Here is a 26,278-nt window from a genome sequence, read left to right as displayed (position 1 = left end):
CTCAGAAGTCGACCGGGGCCGGCAGGGGCTCGGCCTGGGCAGCGGCAGCGACGGTGGGATCGGCGTCGAGCACCGGCCCGATGCCGAGCTTCTCCTTGATCCGCTTCTCGACCTCGGCCGAGACGTCCGGGTTCTCCTTCAGGAACTTGCGGGCGTTCTCCTTGCCCTGCCCCATCTGGTCGCCCTCGTAGGTGTACCAGGCACCGGACTTGCGGATGATCCCGTGCTCGACGCCGACGTCGATCAGCGAGCCCTCTCGGCTGATGCCGACGCCGTAGAGCACGTCGAACTCCGCCTGCTTGAACGGCGGCGCGACCTTGTTCTTGACGACCTTGACCCGGGTCCGGCTGCCGACCATGTCGGTGCCGTCCTTGAGGGTCTCGATCCGCCGGATGTCCAGGCGCACCGAGGCGTAGAACTTCAGCGCCTTGCCGCCGGTCGTGGTCTCCGGGGACCCGAACATCACGCCGATCTTCTCGCGCAGCTGGTTGATGAAGATCATCGTGGTGCCCGAGGTGCTCAGCGCACCGGTGATCTTCCGCAGGGCCTGGCTCATCAGCCGGGCCTGCAGGCCGACGTGGCTGTCGCCCATCTCGCCCTCGATCTCGGCACGGGGCACCAGCGCGGCGACCGAGTCGATCACGATGATGTCCAGCGCACCGGAGCGGATCAGCATGTCCGCGATCTCCAGCGCCTGCTCACCGGTGTCGGGCTGGGAGACCAGCAGGTCGTCGGTGTTCACCCCGAGCGCCTTGGCGTACTCCGGGTCGAGCGCGTGCTCGGCGTCGATGAACGCGGCGATCCCGCCTGCGGCCTGGGCACTGGCCACCGCGTGCAGCGCGACCGTGGTCTTACCGCTGGACTCCGGGCCGTAGATCTCGATGACGCGGCCGCGGGGCAGGCCGCCCACGCCGAGCGCGACGTCGAGGGCGATGGAGCCGGTCGGGATGGCGCTGACGGGCGGACGGTTGTCGTCACCCAGGCGCATCACCGAGCCCTTGCCGTGGTTCTTCTCGATCTGGGCGAGGGCGAGTTCCAGCGCCTTCTCGCGGTCCGGAGTGCTCATCTCTTGCCACCTCGCTGATCTGCCATCGGATGCTCTGGTCTGCCGTGCTGGTGTCTGCTGTGCCGGCGATGCCGCCGTCTTGCGGGGAGCCACGGGACAACCGTATGGGGTCGCACCGACAGTTCCGCCGGTCGGATCACGGTCTGTGGATGGCCGCATCACGTTGTGGACAACACGCTATACGAACGCACGTTCGAGATGTCACGCCGACACGCCGATCGGACACCCGGTCGCGCCGAGCGGTCCGCGGGTCCACCTGCAGGCGCCGACCCGGCGCCGTGACCGGCCGGGCTCAGCGCCGGGCGGGCGGCACGTCGTAGGCGTCGCAGACCGCGCGCCAGATCCGGCGCAGGTCGGTCCCGGACTCGATGGCCTCGTCCACGGTCTGCCCGTCGAGGGCGGAGAAGACGTGGTCACGGGCCAGCGAGCCGGCCCGCAGGGCGCCGAACTCGTCCTCCATCAGTCCCCGGAACTGGCTCATTCGCACGCATCGAGGGTAACCACCGGCTCCGGGCCCGGGCAGACTGACGCCGTGCGCGATCAGCTCCTGGCCTCGGTCTGGGACGCCCTCGGCGGCGACCCGGACGACCTGCGCCGGATCACCCTGACCGGCCCGGACCACGCGTTGCGCTCCCGGTTCCCGGTGACCGGCGCCGCGGTCGCCGCCACCGGCGCGGCACTGCTGGCCTGCACCGCGGACACACGGCCGGACGTCGAGCTGGACAGCCGCCACGCCGCGACGGCGGTGCGCAGCGAACGCCTGCTCCGGATCGACGGCAGCTCCCCCGGCGATCCGTTCGACCCGCTCTCGGCGTTCCACCGCACCGCCGACGGCTGGCTGCGGCTGCACGCCAACTACCCGTGGCACCGCGCGGCGGCCCGGCACGTCCTCGACCTCTCCGCCGACACCGGACCCGACGAGATCCGCGATCAGATCTCCGCACGCACCGGCGAGGAGCTGGAGGCGGCACTGCACGGAGCCGGAGGGGTGGCGGCCGCCGTCCGCGACGAGGGGACCTGGCGGACCCACCCGGCCGGCGTGGCCGCGGCGGCGTCGCCCCTGGTCGAACGGCGCGACCTCGGACCGGCCGCACCCCGGCCGTCGCGGCGGGCGCGGGTACTGGACCTGACCCGGGTGATCGCCGGGCCGGTCGCGACCCGGACGCTCGCCGCGCACGGTGCGGACGTGCTCCGCCTGGACCCGCCGGACCGCCCGGAGATCCCGCTGCAGGTCTGGGACATGCTGCCCGGCAAACGCAGCGCGCTGCTCGACCTCGCCCGCTCCGGGGACCGGCTCACGACGCTGCTGGCCGGTGCGGACGTGGTCGTCACCGGATACCGGCCCGGCGCACTGGACCGGTTCGGGCTCGCCCCGGAGACGCTCGCCGAGCGGTTTCCCGGGCTCGTCGTGGTGACGCTGTCCGCATGGGGCCACCGCGGGCCGTGGGCGCATCGGCGCGGGTTCGACAGCCTGGTCCAGGCCGCGTGCGGGATCGGCGAGACCGAGCGCGCCGATTCCGACCCGGACACCCCGCCCGGTGCGCTGCCCGCCCAGCTCCTCGACCACGCGACCGGTCACCTGGCCGCGGCCGGTGCGGCGCTCGCGCTGACGTCGCAGCGACACCACGGCGGTACCCCGCACGTCCGGCTGTCGCTGGCCGCGACGGCGGCGTGGCTGCAGTCGCTGCCCCGCACGGGGGAACCGAGCCCGGTCACCGACCCCGGTCCGGCAGCGTTCACCGAGCGGGTCGACGCCCCCGACGGCGGCCTCACCCTGGTCTCCCCGCCGGGGCGGGTCGGCGGCCGCGACCTGCACTGGCCGGCTCCACCGCCGTCCTACGGCACCGCCGACGCGTCCTGGCCGGACACCGGCGACCCCGCGTAGCGTGGGTGATATGTCCGATCTCCTGCTGTTCGCACAGGCTGATCCCACCGGGCTGAGCTCGCCGCTCGGACGGATCGTGATCGTCGTGGCGCTGCTCGCCTCGCTCGCGGGCCTGATACGTCTCTGGATGCAGTACCGCAAGCGCTGAACGGCCTGGCTAGGCTCGCCCGCCGGAGAGGCACCAGCACCGAGGAGGCCGTCGATGGCACGCACGAGCAGAGCCGACCGGCAGGACGACCCCGCCCTGCTCAACGCCTACGCGATCGTCGCGGACGAGCTCGAGCAGGCCGTCCGGGACACGCTGTCGAGCCACGAGCCGGACCCGGCGCGTCTCGCCCTGCGCAAGCTCACCGCGATCGACGCCGACTTCGCCGACTCCGAGGCCCCTCCCGGCTGGTCGCTGGCCTTCCTCGTGCTGGCCGACTGGATCGACGCCGCGCGGGTGGCGCTGGAGTCCGAGACCGACCGGGTCGACCGCGCGCTGGACTGGATCGGCACGAACATGGGTCCCCGCTACCGCTCCCGTGCCCGCTACACGATCCCGCCGCTGCAGTCCCTCGACGGTGCGCAGGAGACCTCGCACTACATCGACGCCCTCGGCGACGACTTCCTGGCCAGCCTGGTCTGGACCGTCGCCGCGCTCAGCGCGCTCTACGGGGACGACGACACCGGCTGGGCCCGCGCGCTGCACGACGGCACCTGAGCCCTTCCACGGAACCGCCCGCCGCGGAGGCGGCCGGCGGGAAACTGTCGGACCCCCGGCGCATGATGGGGACCGTGAGTGCACTCGAGGGCTTCTCCCCCGCCACCCGTCAGTGGTTCGAGGGGGCCTTCGCCGCGCCCACCGCCGCTCAGGAGGGCGCCTGGACCGCCGCCCAGGCCGGGCGCAACGCCCTGGTCGTCGCGCCGACCGGGTCCGGCAAGACGCTCGCCGCGTTCCTCTGGGCGCTCGACCGCCTCGCCTCCGAGCCGGTGCCCGACGAGCCGAAGCACCGCTGCCGCGTCCTCTACGTCTCCCCGCTCAAGGCGCTAGCGGTGGACGTGCAGCGCAACCTGCGCTCCCCGCTGACCGGGATCCGGCAGGCCGCGCAGCGCCTCGGCGAGCCCGTCCCGGACATCACGGTCGGCCAGCGCACCGGCGACACCCCGGCCGACGAGCGCCGCCAGTTCGCGCGCACCCCTCCGGACGTGCTGGTCACGACGCCGGAGTCGCTGTTCCTGCTGCTCACCTCCGCCGCGCGGGAGTCGTTGCGCGGGGTGCGGACGATCATCGTCGACGAGGTGCACGCGGTGGCCGGCACCAAACGCGGCGCGCACCTGGCGCTGTCGCTGGAACGGCTCGAGGAGATCGTCGAGACGACGCCGCAGCGGATCGGGCTCTCGGCCACGGTCCGCCCGGTGGACGAGGTGTCGACGTTCCTCTCCGGCACCCGCCCGGTGGAGATCGTCCAGCCGAAGACGGCCAAGACCATCAACGTCGCGGTGCAGGTCCCGGTGCCGGACCTGGCCGCGCTCGACGAGCGTCCCGCGCCCGGCAGCACCGACGAGGAGGTCGTCGGCTCCGCGGCCGGGACCGCGCAGAAGCCCTCGATCTGGCCCGCGGTCGAGCAGCGCCTGCTCGAACTGGTCCGCGCGCACCGCTCGACGATCGTGTTCTCCAACTCCCGGCGTCTGGCCGAACGCCTGACCTCGCGACTCAACGAGCTCGCCGCCGAGGAGGCCGAGCAGCAGCAGGAGCCCACCGACCTCGACGCGTCCGTGCCGCCGCCCGCGTTCCCTGCCGAGGCTGTCGGGCAGGCCGGCGTCGGCGGCGGGGCGCCGCCCACGGTGGCCAAGGCACACCACGGGTCGATGTCGCGCGACCAGCGCACGATGGTCGAGGAGGAGCTCAAGTCCGGGGTTCTGCCGTGCGTGGTCGCCACGTCCAGCCTGGAGCTGGGCATCGACATGGGCGCGGTCGACCTGGTGGTGCAGATCGAGGCGCCGCCGAGCGTCGCGTCCGGGCTGCAGCGGGTCGGCCGGGCCGGTCACCAGGTGGGTGCGGTCTCCGAGGGAGTGGTGTTCCCGAAGTTCCGGGGCGACCTCGTGTCCTGCGCCGTCGTCGCCGAGCGGATGGGGTCCGGCTCGATCGAGTCGCTGCGCTACCCCCGCAACCCGCTCGACGTGCTGGCCCAGCAGATCGTGGCGATGGTCGCGCTGGAGCCGTGGTCGCTCTCGGCACTGTCGGCGCTCGTGCGGCGCGCGGCGCCGTTCGCGGCGCTGCCGGACTCGGCGCTGCACTCGGTACTCGACATGCTGGCCGGGCGCTACCCGTCCGAGGAGTTCGGCGAGCTGCGGGCCCGGATCACGTGGGACCGGGTCACCGACGAGCTGGCGGGACGCCCCGGCGCGCAGCGGCTCGCGGTCACCTCCGGCGGCACGATCCCCGACCGCGGGCTGTTCACGGTGATGACGCCCGGCGGCGCCGACGGCGCGGGCTCGCGGGTCGGTGAGCTGGACGAGGAGATGGTCTACGAGTCCCGGGTCGGGGACACGTTCCTGCTCGGCACGTCGAGCTGGCGGGTCGAGGACATCACCCACGACCGCGTGATCGTCACCCCGGCGCCCGGGGTGCCGGCGCGGATGCCGTTCTGGAAGGGCGAGTCGATCGGCCGCCCGCTGGAGTTGGGCCGCGCGATCGGGGCGTTCGTCCGTGAGATGTCCGGTCTCGGTGACGCCGACGCGCGCGAACGGGCCGCGAAGGCCGGTCTCGACGAGTGGGCGTGCGACAACCTGCTCGCCTACCTGCGCGAGCAGCGCGAGGCCACCCGGCACGTGCCCAGCGACCGCACGATCCTCGTCGAGCGTTTTCGCGACGAGCTCGGCGACTGGCGCCTGGTCGTGCACTCCCCGTTCGGCGCGCAGGTCAACGGCCCGTGGGCGCTGGCGATCGCGGCCCGGATGCGGGAGAAGCGCGGCGTCGAGGTGAGCGCGTCCGGCGCCGACGACGGGATCGTCCTGCGGCTGCCCGACGCCGTCGACGACGCCGGGAACGAGGTGATGCCGACCGCCGAGGACGTGCTGCTCGAACCGGCCGAGATCGAGCAGATCGTGGTCTCCGAGTTGGGCGGGTCGGCGCTGTTCGCCTCCCGGTTCCGCGAGTGCGCGGCGCGGGCGCTGCTGCTGCCCCGGCGCGACCCGAAGCGCCGCAGCCCGCTGTGGCAGCAGCGGCAGAAGTCGGCGCAGCTGCTGTCCGTGGCCGGGAAGTACGAGCAGTTCCCGATCACGCTCGAGGCGATGCGCGAGTGCGTGCAGGACGTCTACGACCTGCCCGGTCTGCGTGAGCTGATGAGCGACGTGGCCTCGCGCAAGGTGAAGGTCGCCGAGGTCGAGTCGCCGTCACCGTCACCGTTCGCGCGCAGCCTGCTGTTCGGCTACGTCGGGATGTTCCTCTACGAGGCCGACGCGCCGCTGGCCGAGCGCCGCGCCGCCGCCCTGTCGCTGGACTCGACGCTGCTCTCCGAGCTGCTCGGCTCGGAGGCGATCCGGGAGCTGCTCGACCCCGAGGTCCTCACCGAGGTCGAGGAGGCCCTGCAGCGCACCGCGGCCGACCGGCACGCCCGCGACGCCGAGGGCCTCGCCGACCTGCTGCGCTTCGTCGGCGACCTGTCCCTCGACGAGGGCCGGGCCCGTGGTGCGGCGCCGGAGTGGTTCACCCAGCTCGAGACCGCGCGACGCGCCCTGAAGGTGCGGATCGCCGGCGAGCAGCGCTGGATCGCGATCGAGGACGCTGGCAAGATCCGCGACGCGCTCGGCGCGGCACTGCCGGTCGGCGTCCCGGAGGCGTTCACCGAGCCGGTCGCCGACCCTCTCGGGGACCTGATCCTGCGCTACGCCCGCACCCACGGTCCGTTCACCGCCGCGGAGTGCGCGGCGCGGTTCGGGCTCGGCGTCGCCGTCGTGTCCGGCGTGCTGGACCGGATGACCGGCAGCGGCCGCCTGGCCCGCGGCGAGCTGCGCCCGCAGGCGTCGCAGCCGGCGGGGGGCGGACCGTCGGAGATCGAGTTCTGCGACGCCGAGGTGCTGCGACGGCTGCGGCGTGCGTCGCTGGCCCGGCTGCGCTCCGAGGTCGAGCCGGTCGAGCAGCGTGCGCTGGGCCGGTTCCTGCCGGCCTGGCAGGGCGTGCAGGTCCGCTCCGGTGGGGAGAAGCGCGGGCGGTTCCGGCGCGCCCCGGGCCCCGAGGACGTGCTCGGCGTGGTGGAGCAGCTGGCCGGCGCGCCGTTGCCGGCCAGCGCCGTGGAGTCGCTCATCCTGCCCGCACGGCTGCCCGGGTACTCCCCCGCGCTGCTCGACGAGCTCACCGCCGCCGGCGAGGTCACGTGGTCGGGCTGCGGTGCGCTGTCGGGGCAGGACGGCTGGCTCGCGCTGGCCCCGGCCGACGTCGCCGACCTCCTGCTGCCCGAGGCCGACCTGGACACCGCCGGATCGCCGATCCACCGCGCCGTCCTGGCCGCCCTCGGGGTGTCGGACCCCGACCAGCTCACCGATCCGGAGTCCGAGGCCGCCACCGGTGGGGGCGCGCTGTTCTTCCGCGAGCTCGCCACCCGGGCCGGGCAGATCCTGCGCGAGCAGGAGGAGCCCTCGGCCGGCGACGAGGACATGGTCGCCGCGATCTGGGACCTGGTCTGGGCCGGTGCGCTGACCAACGACACGCTCGGACCCCTGCGTGCGCGGCTCGGGGCGTCGGGGAGCAAGCGCGGCGGTGGTGCGCACAAGACCGCGCGCCGTCCGTCGCGGGGGCGCTATGCGCAGATGCGGGCGGGTCGGCCGTCGATGCCGAGCCGGACCGGTCCGCCGTCGGTCGGCGGGCGCTGGTCGGTCGCGGTGGTCCGGGAGCCGGACGCGACCCGGCGCGCGCACGCCAAGGCCGAGGCGTTCCTGGAACGGCACGGGGTGCTGACCCGGGGTGCGCTGGGCACCGAGAGGGTCTCCGGCGGGTTCGCCGCCGTGTACCGGGTGCTACGTGCGATGGAGGAGTCCGGCCGCTGCCGCCGCGGCTACATCGTGGAGGGGCTCGGCGCGGCGCAGTTCGCGGTGCCGGGCGCGATCGACCGGGTCCGCGCGATGGCCGACTCCGCCGGGCCGTCGGCCCGCGCGAGCGCCGCGGGCAGCGGCTCCGGTGGCCGGGGCGGCCCGACCGGTCCGGTCGTCCCCGGCGCTGCGTCCCCGGACTCCCTCGACCCGGACTCTCTCGACCCGGACGGGGGCGGCGTGGACCCGGACGACGTGCCCGACGACCTCGCCGGGGTGAGCCCGTTCGGCGGCAGTCACGGCCGCTTCGACGAGTTCGACGACGGTGCCGGGTTCGGGGCGCCGGCACGCAGTCCGCAGGAGGCATGGCGGTCCCGGACCCGGGTGGTCCTCGCCGCCGCCGACCCGGCGCAGCCCTACGGCGCGGCGCTGCCGTGGCCGGACAAGATCGGCGAGGTCAAGCACCGTCCGGGCCGCAAGGCGGGCGCGCTCGTCGTCCTGGTCGAGGGCGCTCCGGCGCTCTACGTGGAGCGGGGCGGCAAGTCGCTGCTGTCGTTCACCGACGACCACGACGACCTGCGTGCCGGCGCCGACGCCCTCGCCGGGGCCGTGCACGAGGGATGGCTCGGATCGCTCGCCGTCGAGCGGGCGGACGGGGAGAACTCGCTCGGGTCGGACCTGGCCGACGTCCTCACCGAGGCCGGCTTCCGGGTCACCCCGAAGGGACTGCGCCTACGGGCCTGAGCACCGGTCGCCGATGGCGGCACCGGACAGCCACGGCTCCAGGACGCCCCAGCTCCGGGACGCCTCAGGCCCCGGATACGCCTCAGACCCCGGGACGACGCGACGGATGAGAACGGGTTCGGGCGGGCCGGCCTCGTCCATGCCCCATCGGCGCGCCTGTATGCGGGGGCCAGCGGGTATGGCGCCTGCGGTCGGGGCACCCGACGCCGGGGCACCTGACGTCGGAGCAGCCGTTGTCGCAGCACCCGCCGTCGCAGCACCCGCCGTCGGGGGGCGTCTGCCGTCGGGGCGTCTGCGGGCACGTGCCGTCGCCCTGTCGGTCGCGGCCCGGTCCGGGGACGGACCCGCACCGATGATCCCCGGTTCGCGCGGGAAACCGGTGAACGCGCGCGTCCGGATGCGCGCGGATACCGGATCCGCGCGCGAACTCCGGATCACCGCGCGTTCACGAAGAGGGGGCACGACCGGCGGCGGGCCGGCATCGGGCACTCCGGACGACCGTCGGCAGCGACATCGCCGATCGAGCGTCACGTTCCGGCGACGCGCACGACCATGTCGTGACGCCCGATCGCCGACCCCGGGCCGAACGTCACGTACTGGCGATCCGCGCAGCCGATTCGTGACGCCCGATCCGATCCCCGGGCCGGGCGGCACACGGTGGCAACTCGCACGACCCGGTTTCGCCGGCGCCGGCGCCGCTCCCGGCCCGAGCGTCACGTTCCGGCGACTCGCGTGACCGTTCCGTGACGCTCGATCGGCACAGCCAGTGCGTGACGCCCGACCCCCGGCCGAGCGTCACGTTCCGGCGGTTCGCGCAACCACGTCGTGACGCTCGATCACGGCGTGTCTACGGGCCGGCCGGGATGTCGGTCGCGCTGAGGGCGCCCTGCTCACGCAGCCAGGTCACGAGGTCCTCGGACTCGTCGCGGACGGCGGCGTCGAGTGCCGTGGTCCGTTCCCACGGCGGGAGCCAGTTCGGGTCGGCGCCCCGGGCGAGCAGGTACTGCGCGCTCTCGCGGCGCCCACCGTGGCAGGCGCCCCAGAACGCGGCCGTCACCTCGTCGGCGCCGGGAGCCGGGTCGGACTCGCACACCGTCCTGACCCGGTCGGTCAGCCCGAGCGTCGCGGCGTCGAACAGCGACGTCCGCGCCCCGCGCTCGATCAGCCGGTGTGCGGCCTTCCACTGCTTGAACCCGCACGCGTCGGCCAGCGGCGACCCGCCGCCGAGGATCGCCCCGGAGATCTCGATGTCGGCGCCGGCGTCGAGCAGGGCGTCGATCACGTCGACGTCGTCGCAGCTCGCGGCCCAGTGCAGGGGTGTCTCGGAGTGCGCGCCGCGGAACCGGACGTCGACGACCGACCCCGCCTCGACCAGCGCGGCGACCGTCTCGGCACCGCGCGGGCAGTGCCCGGGCCAGTCGGTGAGGACGTGCAGCAGTGAGCGGGCGGTGCCGGTCGGCTCGTCGTCGTCGATCCACACGTTCGCCAGCCACGGACACTCCTCGAGCAGCGCGCGCAGCTCCTCGACGTCACCGTCGCGGATGGCCGTGACGACCTCGATGGTGAGCTCGTCCTCGACGTTCATGGTCACCACGGGCGGTCCTCCTCAGGCGACGGCGGCACGAACAATCATGGTCGTGGGGCCTGTGGGGAAGCGCAATGGGCGGCGCCGAGCATCCGCACCACGACCAGGTCGACGTAGCCGGAGACGACGGCGTCGAGATCGAGGTCGCGGTCCGGGCGGAACCAGTTGCTCAGCCCGTTGAGCATGTCCAGCACCGCGAACGCGGCCAGCCGGGCGTCCGGGACCGTGAACTCCCCGGACCGCATCCCGGCGGTGATCACGTCCCGGACGCGGCGTTGGTAGTAGCGCCGGTAGCCGTCGATCTCGGTCCGGTGCCCGGGTGTCAGCGCGGCCAGCTCGTGCAGTCCGACGACGTGCTCGGTGCGGCGGCGGTGCAGGTGGCGCAGGTGCCCGTCGACGAGGGCGGCGAGCCGCTGCGACGGGGTGCCGGCGGCGTCGAGCAGCGGCAGGTTCTCCTCGTTCGGCTCCCGGGTCACGGTCAGGCAGACCGCGTAGAGGATCTCCTCCTTGGACGCGAAGTGGTGGTAGAGGCTCGCCCCGCGCACCCCGACGGCGTCGGCGATCTCGCGCATCCCGACCGCGGCGTAGCCCTGCTCGGCGAACGTCCGCGCGGCCGCGGCGACGATCTCCTCACGCCGCTGCCGCGTCCGCGCGCCCCGGGTCATCGGCACGGCGGCGCCGTCCGCCTCACCCACGACGGGCCCCTACCCGAACACGCCACGCACTGCCGAACGCCACCGCACAGCCGTCGGTACGGAGGGCCGTCACGGTGCCGCCGCCGGGCCGGGCGCGCCCTGCCGTCGCAGCTCCCGCTTGAGGATCTTGCCCTGCGGGTCCACCGGCAGCTCCTCGACGACGTGCACCGCCTTGGGCACCTTGAAGACCGCGAGCTGCTCGCGGCAGAACGCGATCACCTCGTCCGGGTCCGGGGACTCCCCCGGCCGCGGCACCAGGAACGCCGTCACGGCCTCGGACCAGTACGCGTCGGGCATCCCGACCACCGCCGCCCGCAGCACGCCGGGGTGGGTGTGCAGCACCCGCTCGACCTCCTGCGACGACACGTTCATGCCGCCGGACTTGATCATGTCCTTGAGCCGGTCGTGGAAGAACAGGTTCCCGTCGGCGTCGACGCGCACCATGTCCCCGGTGCGCACCCAGCCGTCACGGAAGACCGCCGCCGTCCGCTCGGGGTCGCCGAGGTAGCCCAGCATCACCGACGGCGAGCGGCAGATCAGCTCGCCGACCTCGGCGTCGTGGTCCTCGGCGTCGACGACGCGGGTCTCCAGGTGTGTGACCGGCTTCCCGATCCACGACGGGTCGCCGCCCGGGATGTCGTCGAGCGTGCGGAACCAGCCGACGGTGCCCAGCTGCGAGAGTTCCGACTGCCCCCAGTAGGTGCCCCAGACGACCTCCGGCGCGGCCGCGGCCCAGGCGTCGACGGCGTGCGGGGCGACCTGCCCGCCGTAGGTCATGGCGCGCCGGACCTGCCCGACCGAGTCCGGCCCGAACCCGGGCTGCGCGGTCAGGGCCAGGTAGAACGTCGGCGTCTGGGCGATCACGGTGACGCGGTCGCGGGCGATCATCTCCAGCGCCGGGCCGGGCTCCACCGTGGACGGCAGCACCAGCGTCGCGCCCATCATCGTCAGCGTCGTCATCGAGCCGAGCCCGGCGATGGTGTGGAACGGCATCACGAACAGCCACGTGTCGTCCGGGCCGGTGTTCACGCCCCAGCTCCAGGCGGGCGCGGTGGAGATCAGGTAGTTGCGGTGCGGGATCAGCACGCCCTTGGGCGCGGCCTCGGTCCCGGAGGTGTAGACGACCATCGCGACGCACGACTCGTCGACGTCGGCGTCCGGCTCGGTCGCCGGCTCCCCGGCCAGCGCGGCGTCGGCGTCGTCGCCGTAGGTCAGCCGCAGCGTTCCGGCCGGTGCGGCGGCCGCGACGACCCCGGCGAACGCCGGGTCGGACAGCACCACGACCGGCTCGGCGTGGCCGAGCTGGTGGGCGACCTCGCGTTCCCGGTAGAGCCCGTTGACGCCGGTGAACGCGGCCCCGAGCTTGAGCGTGCCGTAGTAGGCCGCGATCACCTCGACCGAGTTGCGCGCCATCGACGCGACGCGGTCGCCGCGGGCGACGCCGAGCCGCCGCAGCAGGTGGGCCCACCTGTTGGCGCGGGCGTCCAGCTCGGCGTAGGTGGTCTCGGTGCGGGTCCCGTCGGGGCCGTAGCCGACGACGGCGACCTTGTCCGGGCGGGTGCGGGCGTGGCGTCGCAGCTGGTCGCCGAGAGTGGCCCGGCCGATCGCGGCACGGTGCTGGGCGGCCAGGCCGGACGTGTGCGCCGCGGCGTCGGGGGGCGGGCCGCCCGGCGCGGCGGGGTCGCGGACGTCGGACATCCTCAGCTCCGGAACAGCGGCGTGCCGAACGTCTCCGACGACACCGCCTCGGCGACGGGGGTGCGGGTCAGCCTCGTCGGGAACGGCTTCTCCGGGTACCCGACGGCGACGTGCGCGGCGGTGATGAACTCGTCCGGGATCTCCAGCAGCTCCCGGACCGCGGGCTCGTGGTGGCACAGCAGCGTGGTCACCGCCGAGGCGACGCCCTGGGCCCGCAGCGACAGGCAGAAGTTCTGCATCACCGGGTAGATAGACGCCCCGCCGACGACCGAGAGCCGTCCGAGCTCGTGGTCGGTCGGGTGCAGCCCGGAGAGCTCCGCGCAGACGACGACGATCGCGGGGGCGTCGGCCAGGTGCTCGGCGAAGTGGTCGGCGTCGGCGACCGTGCGGGGCAGCGCCTTGGCCTCGACGGTGCCACCGGTGACGGCCTCGAGGTAGCCCTTCCACATCGGCAGGTAGAGGTCGGCGAGGGCCTGCTTGCGCTCGGCCGAGCGGACGACGATCCAGCGCACGGGCTGGCGGTTGCCGCCCTGCGGGCCGAAGCGGGCGTCGTCGAACGCGGAGTGCAGCACCTCGTCCGGGACCGGGTCGGGCCGGAAGTAGCGGCACGTGCCGGTGGTGCGCATGGCCGTCGCCAGGTCCGATGTGGATGCTTGCGTCAGTGCCGCCATCTGTCGTCTCCTCGTCGAACCGACTACCGGCCGTCAGGTATGAATCGGGAGCCTGTCGGCACGGGGCTTGCCCGTCAAGAGCTGTTCGGAGCAGACTCACCTAACCGCTGTTAGACGAGAAGAGGACCCGATGGCCGGCACCGACCGGGAGACCCTGGCCGCCGCGCTGGAGTACGCGAACCTACCCTCGCTCGTGCCGGTGCTCGTCCAGCTCACCGGGGACCGCCGCTGGCTCGCCGACCCCTACCGCCCGACCCGCAGCCGCGGCATGGAGGACAACGACGGCGGCGGGTTCGCCCCCGAGGTGGCCGCCGAGATCCGCGCGGCGGTCTGCGACGCCGTCCTGGCCGGCGGCGAGCCCGCCCTGCCCGCCCCCACCGGCGACGAGCTCGTCGAGCTGATGACCCTCGCCGTCGGCGAGCCGGTGACGCCCGAGTACGGCGAGATGGCCGCGCGGGACATGGGCTTCGTCGACGAGCCGGTGCGCAGGGTCGAGCCCGGCACCGGGCCGTCGGTGATCGTGATCGGGGCCGGGGTCTCCGGGATGCTGGCCGCGATCGAGCTGGACCGGGCGGGCATCGAGCACGTGGTGCTGGAGAAGAACGACGACGTCGGCGGCACCTGGCTGGAGAACGCCTACCCCGGCGCCGGCGTGGACACCCCCAGCTACCTGTACTCGTACTCGTTCGCCCCGCGCGCCTGGTCGACGCACTTCGGCAAGCGCGACGAGGTGATCACCTACCTGCGCGACGTCGCCGACGAGCACGCGCTGCGGTCACGGATCCGGTTCGGCACCGAGGTCGCCTCCGCCGTCTACGACGAGGACGCCCAGCACTGGACGGTCCGCACCAGCGCCGGGGACGCGCTCGTCGCCGACGTCGTGATCACCGCGACCGGACAGCTCAACAAGCCGAAGGTGCCGGCGATCCCGGGCCTGGACACGTTCGCCGGGCCGATCTTCCACACCGCGCGGTGGCCGCAGGACCTGGACCTGGCGGGCAAGCGGGTCGCGGTCGTCGGCAGCGGGGCGAGCGCGATGCAGGTGGTGCCCGCGATCGCCGACGACGTCGAGCACCTGACGATCTTCCAGCGCTCCCCGCAGTGGGTGGCGCCGAACGACGTCTACTTCTCCGGCGTACCGGAGGGCATGCACCACCTGATGGAGCATGTGCCGTTCTACCGTCTCTGGTACCGCACCCGGCTGAGCTGGAACACCGGCGACCGCGTGCACCCGTCGCTGCAGGTGGACCCGGAGTGGGAGCACCCGGAGCGGTCGGTGAACGCGATGAACGACGCGCACCGGCGTGTGTTCACCCGGTACCTGGAGTCCGAACTGGACGGCCGCCCGGACCTGCGGGAGAAGGCGCTTCCGGACTACCCGCCGTTCGGCAAGCGGATGCTGCTCGACAACGGGTGGTTCGCCGCGCTGCGGCGGGAGAACGTGGACCTCGTGCCCGAGCCGGTCGCCGCGATCACCCCGCGCGGGCTGCGCGGCGCCGACGGCACCGAGGTCGCCGCCGACGTCGTCGTCCTGGCCACCGGGTTCCACACGCACAAGGTGCTGCACCCGATGGACGTGTTCGGCCGCGACGGGTGCACCACCGCACAGGTCTGGGGCGACGACGACGCCACCGCGCACCTGGGCATCGCGACGGCCGGGTTCCCGAACCTGTTCCTGACCTGCGGGCCGGGCACCGTCCTCGGGCACGGCGGGTCCTACATCACGATCGCCGAGTGCCAGGTCCGCTACATCGTCGACCTGCTGGTGCAGATGGCGCAGCGCAGGATCGGCGCGGCCGAGGTGCGCGAGGAGACCGAGGCCGACTACGTCGCCCGCCACGACGACGCCCACGACCGGATGATCTGGACCCACCCCGGGATGGGCAACTGGTACCGCAACGACGCCGGCCGCGTCGTCTCCGCGCTGCCGTGGCGGATCGTGGACTACTGGGAGATGACCCGCACCGCCGACCTGGCCGACTTCGACGTCGAGCCCGCCCGGGGCTGAGACGGCCACGACGGACCCGTAGAGGGCTCAGCGCAGGATCACCGGGAGTGCGGCGAGCCGGCTCCCGCCGATCCCGGCGGGCGACACCGCACGCAGCTCGGAGCGGGACACGGCCAGCCGCGCGTCCGGGTGGTCGGTGCGCAGCACCTCGACCAGGGCCTGCAGCTCGTAGCGGGCGAGCTGCGCCCCGGCGCAGTAGTGGTGGCCCCCGCCGAAGCTGAGGTCCTGCTCGCCGGGGGTGATGTGGCCGTTGATCCCCTCGATGTCGACGAGCAGCGGCGCACCGGCGGGCAGCCGGGTACCGGCGAGCTCGATCTCGGTCGCGGTGAACCGCCACAGGCTGAACGGCGCCGGCGGATGCTCGCGCAACGTCTCGCGGACGAGTTCCTCGGGCTCGCCCGGCTCGGCGAGCGCCCGCGCGACCAGGAACCCGACGGCCGGGTCGGTCGTGAGCTGACCGGCGAACAGCAGGGCGAAGAGCTGGTAGTGCAGGTCGTCGCCGGTCGTCCCGGACGGCATCCGGCCGGCCAGCTCCGCCGCGATCCCGTCCCCGCTGCGCACCGCCGCCGCGGCGAGGTCGGCGAAGGCGCCCATCGCCGCGCCCACCAGGGCCGGGTCGTCGGAGTACATCCCCCGGCAGGCGGCGATCGCGTCGTCGACGCGGTCGCGTGGCACGCCGAGCACGTCGCAGACGACGGTCAGCGGGTAGCGGGTGCTGAAGTCCTCGGTCAGGTCGACGGGTCCGTCGCCGAGCGCGCCGAGCAGCTCGCGGGCGATGGCCATCATCTGGTCGTAGCCGGCGAGCATCCGCCGTGCGGCGAGCAGCGGCGCATGGGCCCGCCGCAGTGCCGCGTGGGCCTCCCCCTCCAGCGTCGTCAGCGCCGGCTGCTGTGCCGCCGGCGGCTCCAGCCCTGCGACCCGCGGGTCCCAGGACGGCGGTGCGAGGGCGGGATCCTTGCTGATCCGCGGGTCGGCGAACACGGCCCGGGCCAGCTCGGCGTCGGTCACGATCCACACCGGGCCGCCCGCGGGGGCCTGCGCCTCGACGAGCGGCCCGGACCGGCGCAGTGCGGGCCGGACCGGGTCCGGCTCGTCGAGACCCCGCGTGGACGGGGCGAAGGGGCAGGTCACGTCGGACACGGGGCCTCCTGGCCGTCGGTGCGCGACATGCCACCGTCCTCCACCGGGAAACGACGCGCCGCGCAGTATCTGTGTCACACATTTACTGCGTCACGCAGATACTGCGTGGGACAGTAGAATGGGCGGATGCGGGTGTCAACGTGAGCGGGCCGGACCGCGACGAGCTGGAGGGCCGGGTGCTCCTGGCCCTGGCCGGATGGCAGATACCGATCATCCAGCTCAACGGCATGATCGCCGACCGGCTCGGCGTCACCTGGACCGACCTGCAGGCCCTCTACGTGCTGGCCAACCACGGTCCCGCCACCCCCGGTGAGCTGGCCAAGCGGGTCAACCTCACGACCGGGTCGGCGTCGCGCATGATCGATCGGCTGGACGCTGCCGGGTTCGTGCGCCGGGTGCCCGACCCCGCCGACCGCCGCCGGGTCCTCGTCGAGCCGGTCCCCGAGGGCCTGGACCGCGTCGCCGCCTTCTACGACCCGCTCGTCGAACGCCACCGCGCCGACCTGGCCGACCTCGGACCCGCCGAGCTGGCGACGCTGCTGCGGTTCATGGAGAGGGCCGAGTCGAGCACCGAGGCCCGGATCCGCGACCTGTGATCCACGACCTCCCCCGCCGTCGTCGCGGGACTGGGACGATCGGGGCCATGACGACCCGGCAGGTGTGGGCGGCCCGGTTCCTGGCCGCGTTCCTCGGGGTCGCCGGGGTCGCGCACTTCGTGGTTCCCGACCCGTTCGACGCGATGATCCCGGGCCCGCTGCCCGGCGACCCCCGGTTCTGGACGTACCTCTCCGGCGTCGCGGAGCTGACCGTGGCCGGGCTGATCGCCGTGCCGCGCACCCGGCGGGTCGGCGGGTACGCCGCGGTCGCCCTGTTCGTGGCCGTGTTCCCGGCCAACATCGCGATGGCGATCGACTGGTCGGACCGCTCGGCGGGCCAGCAGGCCATCGCCTACGGGCGCCTGCCGCTGCAGATCCCGCTGATCTGGTGGGCGTGGCGGGTCGCCCGTCCGCGTGTGCGGGGCCGGGTGTCCGACGGACCGGGACGGGTGACTGCGTAACTCGGCGGACGACCACCGCCCGGTCGCTACGCTCGCCGCGTGAGTCGCGCGGAGGGGGACCGCACGTCCGGCGGGAGCGCGGGCGAGCCGGGGGTCGAGCTGCGGCTGCTGTCCGGGGTGTCGTACCGCGGGCGCGAGGTGAGCGGTACCCGGTTGCGGGAGCTGCTCGCGCTGCTGGCGGCCGAGCCGCGGTCGGGATCGAGCGCCGCCCGCCTGATCGCCGACCTCTGGCGTGACGACCGCCCGGATCACCCGGGCAAGGCGTTGCAGGTCCTGGTCTCGCGGGCCCGTTCCCGGCTCGGGGACGGCGTCGTCGCCAGCACCCCGGCCGGGTACCGGCTGGCGGTGCCCGAGGAGAGCATCGACGTCACGGCGCTGCGGGCGTACGCACGCGCCTGCGCCTATCACGACGCCGACCCCGCCGCGGTGCTGGCCGCGGCCGAGGCGGGGCTCGGGCTGTGGGACGGCACCGTCGGCGACGGTGGGGAGGACGCCGGGGACGATCCGCTGACCGTCCTGCGCGTCGCGTCCCTGGCCGACCACCGCGCGGTGCGCCGGGGACGGGCGCTCGCGCTGGCCGGCCTGGCCCGCCACGCCGAGGCGCTCCCCGCACTGGCCGACGCCGCCGGTCGGACCCCCCGCGACGAGGAGGTGCTGCTGGCCCTGCTGCGCACCGAGGCCGCCGTGACCGGCCCGGCCGCCGCGCTGGCCCGCTACGACGCCCACCGGCGGGCGCTGCGCGACGAGCTCGGCGCCGATCCCGGCCCGGCGCTGCAGGACCTGCACCGCGAGCTGCTCGAGGCCGGATCCCCCGCCGTGCGGCACGGCGTCGCGCACGAGCCGAACCCGCTGCTCGGCCGCGACGACGACGTCGCCGCGGTCCTGGCGATGCTGCGCGGGTCCCGGGTCGTCTCGGTGGTCGGGCCCGGCGGGCTGGGCAAGACCCGGCTCGCGCACGCGGTGGCCGGCCGCGCCGAGCAGCGGACGGTGCACGTCGTGGGGCTCGCCGGCGTGTCCGGCGACGGCGACGTCGCCGGAGAGGTGGCGTCGGCGCTCGGGGCCGGGGACACGCTGCGCACCCCGACCGCCGCGTCGGCGTCCGGCACGCTCACCGGGATCGTCGACGCCCTGGGCCGCGGCCCGGTGCTGCTGGTCCTGGACAACTGCGAGCACGTCGTCGACGGCGCCGCCGACCTGGTCTCGGCCCTGGTCGCGCGCAGCGCCGGGCTCCGGGTGCTGACCACGTCGCGGGCACCGCTCGGGCTGTCCTCGGAGTCGGTCCACCCGCTCCCGGAGCTGACGCTGCCGACGGTGGTGGAGCTGTTCGGCCGGCGCGCCCGCGCCGCCCGGCCCGGCGTCGAGCTGCCCGCCGACGCCGTCACCGAGCTGTGCCGGCACCTCGACGGGCTGCCGCTGGCCGTCGAGCTCGCCGCGGCTCGGGTGCGGGCCCTCTCGGTCGGGGAGATCGCGCAGCGCCTCGACGACCGGTTCGCGCTGCTGCGCGGCGGGTCCCGGGACGCCCCGGCGCGGCACCGCACGCTGCACGCCGTCGTCGACTGGAGCTGGACGCTGCTCGACCCCGGCGCACGGGCGGCGCTGCGGACGCTGTCGGTGTTCCCCGGCGGCTTCACCACCGACGCCGCCGGCCACGTCCTGGACGCCGACGCGCTCCCGGTCCTGGAGCACCTGGTCGACCAGTCGCTGCTCGGTGTCTCCGACGCCGCCGGCGGTGCGCGGTTCCGGATGCTGGAGACGGTCCGGGAGTTCTGCTCGGCGCACCGCGAGTCCGCCGGCGAGACCGACGCCGCGACGTCACGGTTCCTGGCCTGGGCACGCGCGTTCGGGGCCGGCCACCACGACGCACCGTTCGGTCCGGCGCCGCGCCCGGCGATGGAACGGATCCGGGACGAGCAGGACAACCTGCTCGCCGCGCTGCGCCACGGCCTGGCCCGCGACGACGGCGACACCGTCGCCGCGACGGCGGCCGCGCTCGGTGCGATGTGGACGGCCGAGACGAACGTCGTCCGGGTCGCCGGGCTGGCCGCGGAGACCGGACCGCTGCTCTCGCACCACCGCCCGGGGCCGGGGTTCGTCGAGGTGACCCGGACCGCGGCCACCCTGTGCGCGGCCGGGGTGTTCACGCTCGAGGGTCCGCGAGCGACGCGGTCGCTGGTCACCCTGCACCGGCTCCCGCCCGCCCCTGGCGACACCGCGGTCCGGGCCGTCGCGGCCGTCCTGGTCGCGATGACCGGCGGGCCGTCGGCGCTGCACGAGCTCTGGGAGGGGCGGCTGCCGCTCGCGACCGGGGCCGCGTACGAGCTGGCCAGCTACGTGCGCGAGTACGAGGGCGACCTCGACGGCGCGCTGACGTGCGCGCAGGCCGCCCTGGACGCGTTCGACGAGGCGGCCACACCGTGGATGCACGTGATCGCCCGCAACCGGATGAGCGACGTGTGCCTGCAGCTCGAACGGGGCGAGCAGGCGCGGCGCCACTCGCAGGAGGCGATTCGCGTGCTGGGGTCGCACGGCACCGTCTTCGACCCGGCGAACCTGCAGTGGGGGCTGATGCTGGCCCATCTGGCCTGCGGGTCCGTCGAGGACGCCGGGCAGATTTACGACCGGTTCGCCCAGGTCATCGCCGAGCTGGAGAGCTCCGACGGCGGCACCGCCGGCTACCTGCGCGGGCTCCACGCAGAGATCGCGCTGTCGCTGGGCGACGTCGCCACCGGCCTGGCCCGCTGGCGGGAGGCGTCGGCCCTGATGGACCTCGACACCTCCTACGTCGTCGCCGGGACGACGGCGGGCACCCTCGAGGTCCTGGCCGCGACGCTGGCCGCGCACGAGCGGCACGGCCGCCTCGACCTCGTCCCCGACGTGGCCGCCGCCCTACCGAGCCTGCTCGAACGGGTCCTCGCCGACCCGGCCGTGCCGGTGCCGTCGTTCCGGTTCGGCTTCCCCTGGTGCGGGGCGGCCGTGCTGGGACTCGCCGTCGTCGACGCCGGCCGCGATCCCACGGCGGCCGCCCGCCTCGTCGCACTCGCCCAGCGCCTGCACTTCGCCCGCAACTTCGCCGCGACGATGTCGAGCGCCGGCGCCCGCCACGTCGCCGAGGAGGCCGACCCCGACGCCTACGCCGAGGCCGTGGCGGCGTACGCCTCGCTCGGCCCGGACGAGCTACGGGCCGCCACCCTCGCCGCCGTGCGCGAGCACCTCCGTCGCTGAACCACCCCAGCCCTCGCGCGAGAGCTGCTCCCGTCCACCCCCGCCGGACGGGAGGAGCTCTCGTTCATCGGGTCAGGGGGTCCAGGTGACCGGCAGCTCGTGATCGCGGTGATGTCCATCGCCGGTCCTCCTCAGCTCGCGCGGTCGCGGTTGTAGAGCCGCAGCGACCAGGCGTAGGAACCGATACCGATGACTGCGCACCAGGCCACGGCCAGGCCGGCGCTGCCGTCGACCGGGGTCCCGTCCAGCAGGGCGCGCAGGGTCTCGATCACCGGCGTGAGCGGCTGGTACTCGGCGACGACGCGCAGACCGGCCGGCATCGACGCGGCGGGCACGAAAGCGCTGGACAGGAACGGCAGCAGGGTCAGGAACATCGGCAGGTTGCTGGCCGTCTCGACGCTCTTGGACACCATGCCGAGGGCGACCGAGAGCCACGTCAGCGCCAGCGCCAGCAGCGTGACGACCCCGAGCACCCCGAGCCACCCCAGCGGCCCGGCCGAGGGCCGGTAGCCGATGGCCAGCGCGACCCCGAGCGGGACCAGGACGCACAGCAGGGCCTGCGCGACGCTGCCGACGACGTGCCCGGTCAGCACGGACGCCCGCGAGATCGACATCGTCCGGAACCGGGCGACGATCCCCTCGGTCATGTCGGTGGCGACCGTGATCGCCGTGCCCTGGGCCGCGGACGTCACGGCGACGAGCAGGATCCCCGGGGTCAGGTAGGCGAGGTAGGCGTCGCGACCGCCCGCTCCCCCGGGCAGCCCGGCGCCGAGGGTGCCGCCGAACACGAAGACGAACAGCAGCAGGAACACGACCGGCATCGCGACCAGCAGCACGGTGAGCGACGGGTAACGGACGATGTGGCGCAGGCTGCGCCGGGTCATGGTGGCCGCGTCGGCCAGAGCGCGGGACGGGCGCCGGGCGGTGACCCTGGTCCCGGATACGACGGCGGTGCTCATCACACGGTCTCCTTCGCGGTGCGGGTGCCGGTCAGGGCCAGGAAGACGTCGTCCAGGTCGGGGGTGTGCACGGTCAGGTCCGCGACCTCGACCGCGGCGGAGTCGAGCCGGTCGAGCAGGGCGCGCAGCGAGGCGACACCGCCGTCGCCGGGGACGTCGAGGGTGAGCGCGTCGTCGTCACGGCGTAGCGCGTCGAACGCCCCGGCCGCACGGCCCAGGTCGACGGGATCGGCGAACCGCAGCCGCACGTGCCCGCCGGGAGCGCGCCGCTTGAGCTCGTCGGGCGTCCCCTGCGCGACCAGGACGCCGTGGTCGAGGACGGCGACCCGGTCGGCGAGCTGGTCGGCCTCCTCCAGGTACTGGGTCGTCAGGAAGATCGTGACCCCGGCCGCGACGAGCTCGCGGACCGCCGCCCACACCGCACGGCGGCTGCGCGGGTCCAGGCCGGTCGTCGGCTCGTCGAGGAAGATGATCCGCGGGTCGCCGACGAGCGTCATCGCCAGGTCCAGGCGGCGGCGCATGCCGCCGGAGTACGTCGACGCCGGCTTCCCGGCGGCCTCGACGAGGTCGAAGCGCTCCAGCAGCTCGTCGGCCCGCCGGCGTCCCTCGACCCGGCCGAGGTGGCGCAGGTCGGCCATCAGGATCAGGTTCTCGCGGCCGGTGAGCAGGCCGTCGACGGCGGAGAACTGCCCGGTGACGCCGATCGCGGCGCGCACGCCGTCCGGCTCGGTGTCCGGGTCGTGCCCGGCGACCGCGACCTCTCCGGCGTCGCGGGCGATCAGCGTGGACAGGATCTGCACGGTGGTGGTCTTGCCGGCGCCGTTCGGGCCGAGCAGCGCGAAGATCGTGCCGGCGGCGACGTCGAGGTCGACGCCGTCGAGCACCGTCTTCCCGCCGTAGGACTTCCGCAGCCCGGTGACCCGGATCGCGGGTGGGGAGTCGGTCATGGCCCCTCGTCTCGTCACGGTGGCCCGTGTGGCCACCTGCGGGACGAAGGTTCTCCGGGCCCGGCTTCACCGCGGTGTCGTCGCGGTGTCACCGGCCCCGGGGGGTGTGAAACCGGGTTCTACAGCGCCGACCCCTGCTGCCACTGCGACCAGGGCAGCTCCCAGTCGCCGTAGGTGTCGTAGACCGGCAGCGGCGGCCCGCCCGAGTTCGTGATCTCCACGACGTCCCCGACGCCGAAGTGGTCGAAGAAGAACTGCGCGTCGGCCGGGGCGAGGTTGACGCAGCCGTGCGAGACGTTGGAGCTGCCCTGCTGCCCGACCGACCACGGCGCGGCGTGCACGAACTCGCCGTCGTTGGAGATCCGCTCGTCGAGGTCGACCTTCTCCTTGTAGTACCCGGGCTGACCGGCGCAGACGCCGTAGGTGCAGGAGTCCATCGTGATCGTCGGCTGCTTGTCGGAGATGACGTGCGGGCCGGTGTGCGACGGGAAGCCCGGCGAGCCGAGGCTGATCTTCATCGTCGTGACCAGCCTGCCGTTGTCGAAGAGCTGCATCTGCTCGGACTTTCCGTCGGCCTTGGCCACCCACGCGTCGTGGATCTTCACCGTCTCGGTCCGGTCGGTGGCGCCGTAGGTGCCCCCGCCCAGGTCGACGCCGTAGAGGTCGGTGTTCACCGTCAGCGTGCTGCCGGCCTTCCAGTAGACCTGCGGGCGGTAGTGCACCTCGTCGTCGGAGAGCCAGTACCAGCTGCCCTCCTGCTTCTTGTCCGACGTCACGTGCAGGTGCTTCTCCGTCGTCGCCCGGTCGGTCACCGGGTGGTCGAAGCGGACCACGATCGGCTGCCCCACCCCGACCGACGGCGACGACGGCGCGGGGATCAGCGACGGGTACGCCTGCTGCGTCGGCGAGACCGTGTCGACCGTGCCGTCCCGGTGACCGGGGCTGCCGCCGTCACCGGTGGTGTCCACCGACACCGCGTAGGTGCTCGCGTAGCCGAGGTCGCCGGTGGAGGTCCAGGTGTGCCCGTCCGGGGAGAGCGTGCCGGCGACGGCCTTGCCGGTCCCGGAGTTCGTGACGTGCACGGCGCGGGCGACGCCACCGACCGTCGTCACGGTGATCGGGTCCGACGGGTCCATCTCGGTCCCCGACGCCGGGGAGATCGTCACCGTGGCGGGGGCCGGTGGGGCCGCGGCGACCGCCGATCCCATGCCCGGGAGCGCCTCGGCGGCGGCGTCCGGATCGGTCGCCACAGTCACGCCGAGCCCGATCGAGGCCAGTACCGCCACCCCCAGACACAGCGAGACCCAGCTCTTCCTCTGCGGGCGGGACATGTCCGGCACTCCTGTCTCCACGCTCGTTCCCGGACCGTCGGACCGGGTCGTGCGAGCGCCATTCTGGACCCGCCGGGGGTGTCTCCGCCGCACCGCCCCGGCACGGATCGGTGTGGTGTTCTCGCAGGTCGGACGGCCCGGGATGATCCGGACAGCGATCCCGACATAACGCCGAGCCTTTCGCCGTCGCGGGGCGAACCGGCATGATCTCCGTCCATGAGCGACGTCGCCCAGACCCCGACCGGCACCGTTCTCCGTCCCGCGGGCTCACCCGAGGGAACCGGCATCGGCGACTACCGCGAGTGGCTCGCGCGGGAGCAGGGCAAGGAGTTCTCCTCCTTCGACGAGATGTGGCGCTGGTCGGTCGCCGAGCCCGAGGAGTACTGGACCTCGATCTGGGACCACTTCGGAGTCCGCGGCGACTACGAGCGGGTGTTCGGCTCGACCGCGATGCCCGGCGCGCAGTGGTTCCCGGGGTCGACGCTGAACTACGCCGAGCACATGGTCGGCAGCCTCGACGACCCCGGCTCCGACGCCGACCGGGTCGCGATCGTCGCCCGCTCCCAGACCCGCGAGCCGATCGAGCTGACGTTCGGCGAGCTGCGCGAGCAGGTCGGAGCGGCCCGGGCCGGGCTCGTGCGGCTCGGGGTCGGGCGCGGGGACCGGGTCGCGGGCTACCTGCCGCACGTGCCGGAGGCGATCGTGGTCTTCCTGGCCGCGGCGAGCCTGGGCGCGATCTGGTCGGCGTGCGCCCCGGAGTTCGGCGCGCGCAGCGTGGTCGACCGGCTCGGGCAGGTCGAGCCGTCGGTGCTGGTCGCGGTCGCGTCCTACCGGTACGGGAACAAGGTCATCGACCAGCGCGAGGAGCTGGCGACGATCACCGCGGGCCTGCCGAGCGTGCGGCACGTCGTCGCGCTGGACTACGGCGACCACCCGGTGACCGACACCGTCGCCGACGCCCTGAGCTGGTCGGACTTCCTCTCCGAGCCCGGACCGCCGACGTTCGACGCGGTCCCGTTCGACCACCCGCTCTACGTGCTGTTTTCCTCCGGCACGACCGGCCTGCCGAAGGCGATCGTGCACGGGCACGGCGGGATCCTGCTCGAACACCTGCGCCTGCACGGCCTCGACCTGGACTCCCGCCCCGGCGACCGCGTCCTGTGGTTCACCACGACCGCGTGGGCGATGTGGAACATCACGATCTCGGCGCTGCTGCGCGGGGCGGCGCTGGTGCTGCTCGACGGCAACCCGCTCCACCCCGACCTGAACGCCCAGTGGGCGCTCGCCGCGGAGACCGGCGCGACGCTGATGGGCGTCAGCCCCGGCTACATCATGTCCTGCCGCAAGGAGGGTGTGGTGCCACAGCGGTGGCCGGAGCTGCGCCAGATCGGCACGACCGGCGCCCCGCTGCCGCCCGAGGCCTTCGACTGGATCTACGAGCACCTGGGCCCGGACGTCCTGCTCAACCCGATCAGCGGCGGCACGGACGTGTGCAGCGGGTTCGTCGGCGGCGGGCCGTGGCGGCCGGTGTACCGCGGCGAGATGTCCGGGCCCGGGCTCGGGCTCGACGTGGCCGCGTTCGACGAGGCCGGGAACCCGGTCGTCGGGCAGCTGGGCGAGCTGGTGGTGCGGGCGCCGCTGCCGTCGATGCCGGTCGGGTTCTGGAACGACACCGACGGCTCCCGCTACCGCGAGGCCTACTTCGACCTCTTCCCGGGCATCTGGCGCCACGGCGACTGGGTGATCTTCACCGAGCGCGGCAGCTGCGTGATCACCGGACGGTCGGACGCGACGCTCAACCGGGGCGGGGTGCGGCTGGGCACCGCGGAGTTCTACTCCGTCGTCGAGGACGTGCCCGAGGTCGCGGACAGCCTGGTTGTGCACATCGAGGACACCGCCGGCGGCGGGTCCGGTGACCTGCTGCTGTTCGTCGCGCTGACGCCGGGCACCGAGCTCGACGACGACCTGCGCTCCCGCATCGCCGGACGTCTGCGGCGCGAGCTGTCCCCGCGCCACGTCCCGGACCTGATCGCCGCGGTGCCCGCGGTGCCGCGCACGCTGACCGGCAAGAAGCTGGAGAAGCCGGTCAAGCAGGTGCTGCAGGGCCGCGCGGCCGACGAGGTGATCAGCGCGGACGCCGTGACCGGGGCGGACGCCGTCGGCGCCTACGTCGAGGCGGTGCGCGCGAGGGGCTGACCTCGCCGGGAGGTCTCCCGGGGACACCGACGAAAGTCGCCACCGCGGCCGACGTCGGTCGGCC

General features: G+C 74.1%; 19 protein-coding genes. 9 read left to right on the top strand and 10 right to left on the bottom strand.

Annotated elements, in window-relative coordinates:
* Position 1: 1 nt before the first annotated feature.
* A complete protein-coding gene (gene recA, locus EV383_RS08390) occupies positions 2 to 1,066 on the bottom strand; it encodes a recombinase RecA (protein ID WP_130289385.1) in 1,065 nt (354 codons plus the stop codon).
* A 292-nt stretch (positions 1,067 to 1,358) separates the two neighbouring features.
* On the bottom strand, positions 1,359 to 1,553 hold the full coding sequence (locus EV383_RS31085) for a DUF3046 domain-containing protein (RefSeq protein ID WP_165438278.1): 195 nt from the start codon (positions 1,551 to 1,553) through the stop codon (positions 1,359 to 1,361).
* Positions 1,554 to 1,598: 45 nt separating this feature from the next.
* On the opposite strand from EV383_RS31085, the gene EV383_RS08385 reads away from it, so the two are divergent.
* The 4 genes from EV383_RS08385 to EV383_RS08375 all read left to right on the top strand — a co-directional run bounded on the left by EV383_RS08385 (position 1,599) and on the right by EV383_RS08375 (position 8,705).
* Positions 1,599 to 2,951, top strand: coding sequence for a CoA transferase (locus EV383_RS08385; RefSeq protein WP_165438277.1), 1,353 nt, complete (start codon positions 1,599 to 1,601; stop codon positions 2,949 to 2,951).
* 10 nt (positions 2,952 to 2,961) lie between these two features.
* A complete protein-coding gene (locus EV383_RS31080; protein WP_165438276.1) occupies positions 2,962 to 3,099 on the top strand; it encodes a hypothetical protein in 138 nt (45 codons plus the stop codon).
* 54 nt (positions 3,100 to 3,153) lie between these two features.
* Entirely contained in the window at positions 3,154 to 3,654 is a 501-nt protein-coding gene (locus EV383_RS08380; RefSeq protein ID WP_130289383.1) for a hypothetical protein, read from the top strand.
* A 65-nt stretch (positions 3,655 to 3,719) separates the two neighbouring features.
* Positions 3,720 to 8,705, top strand: a complete 4,986-nt coding sequence (locus EV383_RS08375; RefSeq protein ID WP_242623427.1) for an ATP-dependent helicase — start codon at positions 3,720 to 3,722, stop codon at positions 8,703 to 8,705.
* 847 nt (positions 8,706 to 9,552) lie between these two features.
* Here EV383_RS08375 and EV383_RS08370 read toward each other — a convergent pair.
* From EV383_RS08370 to EV383_RS08355, 4 genes are all read right to left on the bottom strand, one after another.
* Positions 9,553 to 10,290 carry an ankyrin repeat domain-containing protein gene (locus tag EV383_RS08370; protein WP_130294100.1) on the bottom strand — a complete coding sequence of 246 codons (738 nt, stop codon included), beginning with the start codon at positions 10,288 to 10,290 and terminating at the stop codon, positions 9,553 to 9,555.
* Positions 10,291 to 10,334: 44 nt separating this feature from the next.
* Positions 10,335 to 10,985 carry a TetR/AcrR family transcriptional regulator gene (locus EV383_RS08365; protein WP_278044817.1) on the bottom strand — a complete coding sequence of 217 codons (651 nt, stop codon included), beginning with the start codon at positions 10,983 to 10,985 and terminating at the stop codon, positions 10,335 to 10,337.
* Positions 10,986 to 11,054: 69 nt separating this feature from the next.
* Positions 11,055 to 12,683, bottom strand: coding sequence for a class I adenylate-forming enzyme family protein (locus EV383_RS08360; RefSeq protein WP_130289381.1), 1,629 nt, complete (start codon positions 12,681 to 12,683; stop codon positions 11,055 to 11,057).
* Positions 12,684 to 12,685: 2 nt separating this feature from the next.
* Positions 12,686 to 13,354, bottom strand: coding sequence for a nitroreductase family protein (locus EV383_RS08355; protein ID WP_130289380.1), 669 nt, complete (start codon positions 13,352 to 13,354; stop codon positions 12,686 to 12,688).
* 130 nt (positions 13,355 to 13,484) lie between these two features.
* On the opposite strand from EV383_RS08355, the gene EV383_RS08350 reads away from it, so the two are divergent.
* Positions 13,485 to 15,362 carry a flavin-containing monooxygenase gene (locus EV383_RS08350; RefSeq protein WP_130289379.1) on the top strand — a complete coding sequence of 626 codons (1,878 nt, stop codon included), beginning with the start codon at positions 13,485 to 13,487 and terminating at the stop codon, positions 15,360 to 15,362.
* Between the two features lie 27 nt (positions 15,363 to 15,389).
* Here EV383_RS08350 and EV383_RS08345 read toward each other — a convergent pair whose 3' ends face one another.
* A complete protein-coding gene (locus EV383_RS08345; RefSeq protein WP_242622968.1) occupies positions 15,390 to 16,502 on the bottom strand; it encodes a cytochrome P450 in 1,113 nt (370 codons plus the stop codon).
* A 140-nt stretch (positions 16,503 to 16,642) separates the two neighbouring features.
* On the opposite strand from EV383_RS08345, the gene EV383_RS08340 reads away from it, so the two are divergent.
* The 3 genes from EV383_RS08340 to EV383_RS08330 are packed head-to-tail and all read left to right on the top strand — an operon-like array spanning position 16,643 to position 20,781.
* Positions 16,643 to 17,098, top strand: coding sequence for a MarR family winged helix-turn-helix transcriptional regulator (locus EV383_RS08340; protein WP_242622967.1), 456 nt, complete (start codon positions 16,643 to 16,645; stop codon positions 17,096 to 17,098).
* A 47-nt stretch (positions 17,099 to 17,145) separates the two neighbouring features.
* Positions 17,146 to 17,559: a DoxX family protein gene (locus EV383_RS08335; protein ID WP_130289378.1), complete on the top strand. Its 414-nt coding sequence runs from the start codon at positions 17,146 to 17,148 to the stop codon at positions 17,557 to 17,559.
* A 39-nt stretch (positions 17,560 to 17,598) separates the two neighbouring features.
* Complete coding sequence (locus EV383_RS08330) at positions 17,599 to 20,781, top strand: ATP-binding protein (RefSeq protein ID WP_130289377.1); 3,183 nt, start codon at positions 17,599 to 17,601, stop codon at positions 20,779 to 20,781.
* 131 nt (positions 20,782 to 20,912) lie between these two features.
* Here EV383_RS08330 and EV383_RS08325 read toward each other — a convergent pair whose 3' ends face one another.
* The 3 genes from EV383_RS08325 to EV383_RS08315 form a co-directional block, all read right to left on the bottom strand.
* Positions 20,913 to 21,740: an ABC transporter permease gene (locus EV383_RS08325; RefSeq protein WP_130289376.1), complete on the bottom strand. Its 828-nt coding sequence runs from the start codon at positions 21,738 to 21,740 to the stop codon at positions 20,913 to 20,915.
* Positions 21,740 to 22,687: an ATP-binding cassette domain-containing protein gene (locus EV383_RS08320; RefSeq protein WP_130289375.1), complete on the bottom strand. Its 948-nt coding sequence runs from the start codon at positions 22,685 to 22,687 to the stop codon at positions 21,740 to 21,742. The genes EV383_RS08325 and EV383_RS08320 overlap by 1 nt, the downstream gene beginning before the upstream one ends.
* Before the next feature lie 119 nt (positions 22,688 to 22,806).
* Positions 22,807 to 24,018: a L,D-transpeptidase gene (locus EV383_RS08315; protein WP_130289374.1), complete on the bottom strand. Its 1,212-nt coding sequence runs from the start codon at positions 24,016 to 24,018 to the stop codon at positions 22,807 to 22,809.
* A gap of 216 nt (positions 24,019 to 24,234) precedes the next feature.
* On the opposite strand from EV383_RS08315, the gene EV383_RS08310 reads away from it, so the two are divergent.
* Positions 24,235 to 26,214, top strand: a complete 1,980-nt coding sequence (locus tag EV383_RS08310; RefSeq protein ID WP_130289373.1) for an acetoacetate--CoA ligase — start codon at positions 24,235 to 24,237, stop codon at positions 26,212 to 26,214.
* Positions 26,215 to 26,278: the final 64 nt, after the last annotated feature.

Origin of the sequence: Pseudonocardia sediminis (assembly GCF_004217185.1) — a bacterium.
GTDB classification, from domain to species: domain Bacteria; phylum Actinomycetota; class Actinomycetes; order Mycobacteriales; family Pseudonocardiaceae; genus Pseudonocardia; species Pseudonocardia sediminis.
The sequence above is the reverse complement of the archived record's forward strand: the minus strand, read 5'-3'. Positions and strand labels throughout refer to the sequence as shown.

Bases quoted from the DNA above. Each gene is read 5' to 3' on its own strand.
- recA (WP_130289385.1), bottom strand. From the start codon at position 1,066: ATGAGCACTCCGGACCGCGAGAAGGCGCTGGAACTCGCCCTCGCCCAG.
- EV383_RS31080 (WP_165438276.1), top strand. From the start codon at position 2,962: ATGTCCGATCTCCTGCTGTTCGCACAGGCTGATCCCACCGGGCTGAGC.
- EV383_RS08380 (WP_130289383.1), top strand. From the start codon at position 3,154: ATGGCACGCACGAGCAGAGCCGACCGGCAGGACGACCCCGCCCTGCTC.
- EV383_RS08375 (WP_242623427.1), top strand. From the start codon at position 3,720: ATGGGGACCGTGAGTGCACTCGAGGGCTTCTCCCCCGCCACCCGTCAG.
- EV383_RS08370 (WP_130294100.1), bottom strand. From the start codon at position 10,290: ATGAACGTCGAGGACGAGCTCACCATCGAGGTCGTCACGGCCATCCGC.
- EV383_RS08360 (WP_130289381.1), bottom strand. From the start codon at position 12,683: ATGTCCGACGTCCGCGACCCCGCCGCGCCGGGCGGCCCGCCCCCCGAC.
- EV383_RS08355 (WP_130289380.1), bottom strand. From the start codon at position 13,354: ATGGCGGCACTGACGCAAGCATCCACATCGGACCTGGCGACGGCCATG.
- EV383_RS08350 (WP_130289379.1), top strand. From the start codon at position 13,485: ATGGCCGGCACCGACCGGGAGACCCTGGCCGCCGCGCTGGAGTACGCG.
- EV383_RS08335 (WP_130289378.1), top strand. From the start codon at position 17,146: ATGACGACCCGGCAGGTGTGGGCGGCCCGGTTCCTGGCCGCGTTCCTC.
- EV383_RS08325 (WP_130289376.1), bottom strand. From the start codon at position 21,740: ATGAGCACCGCCGTCGTATCCGGGACCAGGGTCACCGCCCGGCGCCCG.
- EV383_RS08320 (WP_130289375.1), bottom strand. From the start codon at position 22,687: ATGACCGACTCCCCACCCGCGATCCGGGTCACCGGGCTGCGGAAGTCC.
- EV383_RS08315 (WP_130289374.1), bottom strand. From the start codon at position 24,018: ATGTCCCGCCCGCAGAGGAAGAGCTGGGTCTCGCTGTGTCTGGGGGTG.
- EV383_RS08310 (WP_130289373.1), top strand. From the start codon at position 24,235: ATGAGCGACGTCGCCCAGACCCCGACCGGCACCGTTCTCCGTCCCGCG.